This window comes from Tahibacter caeni, from assembly GCF_024609805.1.
Classification (GTDB): domain Bacteria; phylum Pseudomonadota; class Gammaproteobacteria; order Xanthomonadales; family Rhodanobacteraceae; genus Tahibacter; species Tahibacter caeni.
In genome coordinates, this window is record NZ_JANFVR010000391.1 from 1 (window position 1) to 3,931 (window position 3,931).

Below are 3,931 nucleotides of genomic sequence, written 5' to 3' on the forward strand. Positions count from 1 at the left end.
GCGGCCGGCCTGCCGCTGCTGCAGGCCCTGGCCGGCAGCGAGCCGCGCAGCCTGCGCCTCGGCGCCGGCGCGCGGTTCGCGCTGCACCTGCAGGTGACGCCGTGAACGCGCTGCGCGCCGCCGTCCTGATTCCATGCCTCAACGAGGAGCGCGCGATCCGCGCGATCGTCGAGGGCGCATTGCAGCAGTCGCCGCACGTCATCGTCGTCGACGACGGCTCCAGCGACGGCACGGTCGCCGCGCTGGACGGTCTGCCGATCCAGCTGATCCGCCACGAACGGCCCGGCGGCAAGGGCAATGCGCTGCGCGCGGGCTTCCGCCGCGCGCTCGAGCTCGACGTCGACGGCGTGCTGACGATGGACGGCGACGGCCAGCACTGGTTCGGCGACATTCCGCGCATCCTGCGCGTGGCCGCGGAGCTGCCGGGACACATCGTCGTCGGCGCGCGCCTGATCGGCCGCGAACGCCAGCCGAAGATCCGCCGCGTCGCGAACGAGATCGCCGACTGGGGCATCGCCTGGGCCGTCGGCCAGCGCCTGGTCGATTCGCAGAGCGGCCAGCGCTGGTATCCGCGCGACGTCGTCGCGCTGGCCGTCGACGTGGCGCCGCAGGGCTTCGTGTTCGAGGCCGACATCCTGATCGAGGCTGCGCGCCGCCTCGGCACGCGCGTCGCCGCCGTGCCGATCGAGGTGCGCTACGCGGGCGAATTCCGCCGCAGCCATTTCAAGCCGCTGCGCGATTTCTGCCGCATCACCTCGCACGTGTTCGGCCGCGTGGTGGAAGTCGGCTCGGTAATCCGTACGTACCGGATCGCGCGCACGACGCCGATCCAGGTCGTCGATCCCGGCGGCAGCACCACGCGCGTGCCGCCGGACACCGGCGCCACGGAGAGGGCGTAGCCATGGGGCAGTCACTGCTGTTGCTGCAGCTCGTCGTCATCCTCGGTGCATCGCGCGTGTTCGCGTATGTGCTGCGCGCCTTCGGCCAGCCGCCGGTCATCGGCGAGATGATCGCGGGTCTCGCGCTCGGCCCGCTGCTGTTCGGCGCGCTCGCGCCGGGCCTGCACGCGCAGCTGTTTCCGCCGCAGAGCCTGCCGGTGCTGGCCGGCATCAGCCAGGTCGGCCTCGTGCTGTTCATGTTCATCGTCGGCGCCGAGCTGCGCATGCCCGGCGGCGTCGCGGCGCAGCTGCGCGCCTCGTCCTGGATCGGCGGGTTCAGCGTGCTGCTGCCGTTCGTGCTGGGCATCGCGATCGCGCCGTGGCTGCATCCGGAGCTGGCGCCGGCCGGCGTGGCGCTGCTGCCGTTCGCCCTGTTCATCGCCGTGGCGATGTCGATCACCGCTTTCCCGATCATGGCGCGCATCCTCAAGGAAAAAGGGCTGGCCGGCAGCGCGCTGGGGACTTTGGGCCTGACGTCGGCGGCCACGGCCGACGTACTCGCCTGGGTGCTGCTGGCGCTCGTCGTTGCGCTGATCAGCGCCGGCGGCGGCTGGTACGGCTTCGCCCGCGCACTGGGCGGCCTGGTCCTGCTGGTCGGGGTCGCCTTTGCGCTCGTGCGGCCTGCTGCCGCGGCGCTGCTGCGTCGCCATGCCGGCGACGGAAAGCCGGACGGCACGACCTTGGCGCTGCTGCTGCTGCTCACGTTCGCATTCGCCGCGACGACCCACTGGCTGCAGCTGCACGCCGTGTTCGGCGCGTTCCTGTTCGGCGTGTGCCTGCCGCGCGACGACCGGCTGCTGGACACGCTGGTCGAGCGCATCGAACACCTGTCGGTCATCGTGCTGATGCCGGTGTTCTTTGCCCTGGCCGGCCTCAATACCAGCCCCGACGCCTTCGTCGGCATGGGCCTGTCGGCCATGGGCGTGATCCTGCTGCTCGCGATCCTCGGCAAGGTGCTCGGCGGCGCCGCCGGTGCGCGCCTGGGCGGCACGGGCTGGCGCGATTCCTTCGCCATCGGCACGCTGATGAACACGCGCGGCCTCATGGAACTCATCGTGCTGAAGGTCGGCCTCGACATCGGCGTGATCGGCCGCGAGGTATTCACGATGCTGGCGCTGATGGCAGTGATAACCACACTGATGACCTCGCCGCTGCTGGGCTGGCTGCTGCGCGGCCGCACGGCGGCATCGGCCGGCAATCGCGAGACGCAGTCGGTCTAGGCATCGGAAACACCGCGGCGCCGTGGTTACGGCCTGGCCGCTGCGCAGCAATACCCGCCGGCATCGCGCCGGCGTGGCCGCCCGGGTTTCGGTTCGACGACAAGGACGCAAGGCATGAGCGAGACGCGACACGACGTAGTCATTCTCGGCGGCGGCCTGGCCGGCCTCTGTCTCGCGCTGCAGCTGCGCCGGCGCTTTCCGGGCATCGGTGTGCGCGTGCTCGAACGCCGCGCGCATCCACTGCCGGCCGCGGCGCACAAGGTCGGTGAATCCAGCGTCGAGATCGGCGCGCACTATTTCGACACGGTGATCGGGCTCGCCGAGCATCTCGACTCCCGGCACATCCGCAAGTTCGGCTTCCGCTTCTTCTATTCCGAAGGCCGCGAAGACCTGCCGGCGCTGACCGAGCTCGGCGTGCGCCGCGTATTGCCGCGGCCGACCTATCAGCTCGACCGCGGCATCCTCGAAAACCATCTCGGCGAGGAAGTCCGGCGCAGCGGCGCGGAATTTCTCGACGGCGCGGTCGTGCGCCGTGTCGACATCGCGACCGACGGCGCCGATCACACGGTCGCCTACGAGCACGGCGGCGAAACCCACGTCGCGCGCGCGCGCTGGGTCGTCGACGCGGCCGGTCGCGCCAACATCCTCAAGCGCAAGTTCGACCTGGCAGAGCCCAACGGCCACGACGCGAACTCGGTCTGGTTCCGCATCGACGACAAGCTCGAGCTCGACCAGTGGTGCAACGACGAACGCTGGCGCCTCGAATGCGATCCGCCGGAACGCTGGCGTTCGACCAATCACTTCTGCGGTCCCGGCTACTGGGTCTGGCTGATTCCGCTGGGCTCCGGCGCGCATTCGGTCGGCATCGTCTGCGACGCGGCCATGCATCCGCTGGAGACCATGAACAGTTTCGACAAGGCCATGGAATGGCTGCATCGCTATCAGCCGCTGATCTGGCGCGAATGCGACAGGCGCCGCGACAAGCTGCTCGACTTCAAGTTCCTGCGCGGCTTCTCCCACGGCTGCAAGCAGGTGTTCTCGGGCGACCGCTGGGCCATCACCGGCGAGGCCGGCGTGTTCCTCGATCCGTTCTATTCGCCGGGCAGCGACTTCATCGCGATCTCCAACAGCTATGTCTGCGCGCTGATCGGGCACGACCGCCGCGGCGAGCCGGTCGCGCCGTACGCGAAGATCTACCAGCAGCTGTATTTCTCGTTCTACGAATCGACCCTTACCCTGTATCGCGGCCAGTACCCGCTGTTCGGCGACGCCGAAGTCATGTCGACCAAGGTGATCTGGGACTACGCCTACTACTGGGGCGTGCTCTGCCAGATCGTGTTCCAGGACCGCCTGACCGATCTGCGCCTGTTCGCCGACCTGCGCGGCGAGCTGGAAGCCGCTCGCGCGCTCAACGTCGAGATGCAGGCGTTCTTCGGCCGCTGGATGGCGCAGAACCCGCCGTCCAATCCGGCGGTTCTGCTCGATCAGGGCGAGCTGCAGTGGTTCCACGAACTCAACCGCACCCTGCACGACCCGCTCGACGACGCCGGCGTGCGCGCGCAGATCCGCGCGAACGTCGAGCTGCTGCGCAATCTCGCCGCCGGCATCGTCGCGCAGGCGCTGCGCGACTGTCCGGACCTCGCCGGCCTCAGCGGCGCCGGCGACGCGGCCGCGACGCCGCAGCTGTTCGAGCTGGCCGCGTGAACGCCGCCGCCCGTCTCGCCGGTCCGCTGCTCGCCGTCGCGCTGGCGACGGGCTGCGCGCCGTCGGCCG

3 protein-coding genes are annotated in these 3,931 nt (G+C 70.1%); all 3 read left to right on the forward strand.

Going from position 1 to position 3,931, the window contains the following annotated elements:
• Positions 1 to 101 precede the first annotated feature (101 nt).
• A complete protein-coding gene (locus NON22_RS21345; protein ID WP_257389009.1) occupies positions 102 to 899 on the forward strand; it encodes a glycosyltransferase family 2 protein in 798 nt (265 codons plus the stop codon).
• Between the two features lie 2 nt (positions 900 to 901).
• Complete coding sequence (locus NON22_RS21350; protein WP_257389010.1) at positions 902 to 2,158, forward strand: cation:proton antiporter; 1,257 nt, start codon at positions 902 to 904, stop codon at positions 2,156 to 2,158.
• 114 nt (positions 2,159 to 2,272) lie between these two features.
• Entirely contained in the window at positions 2,273 to 3,862 is a 1,590-nt protein-coding gene (locus NON22_RS21355) for an NAD(P)/FAD-dependent oxidoreductase (RefSeq protein ID WP_257389011.1), read from the forward strand.
• Positions 3,863 to 3,931 lie beyond the last annotated feature (69 nt).

Bases quoted from the DNA above. Each gene is read 5' to 3' on its own strand.
- NON22_RS21350 (WP_257389010.1), top strand. From the start codon at position 902: ATGGGGCAGTCACTGCTGTTGCTGCAGCTCGTCGTCATCCTCGGTGCA.
- NON22_RS21355 (WP_257389011.1), top strand. From the start codon at position 2,273: ATGAGCGAGACGCGACACGACGTAGTCATTCTCGGCGGCGGCCTGGCC.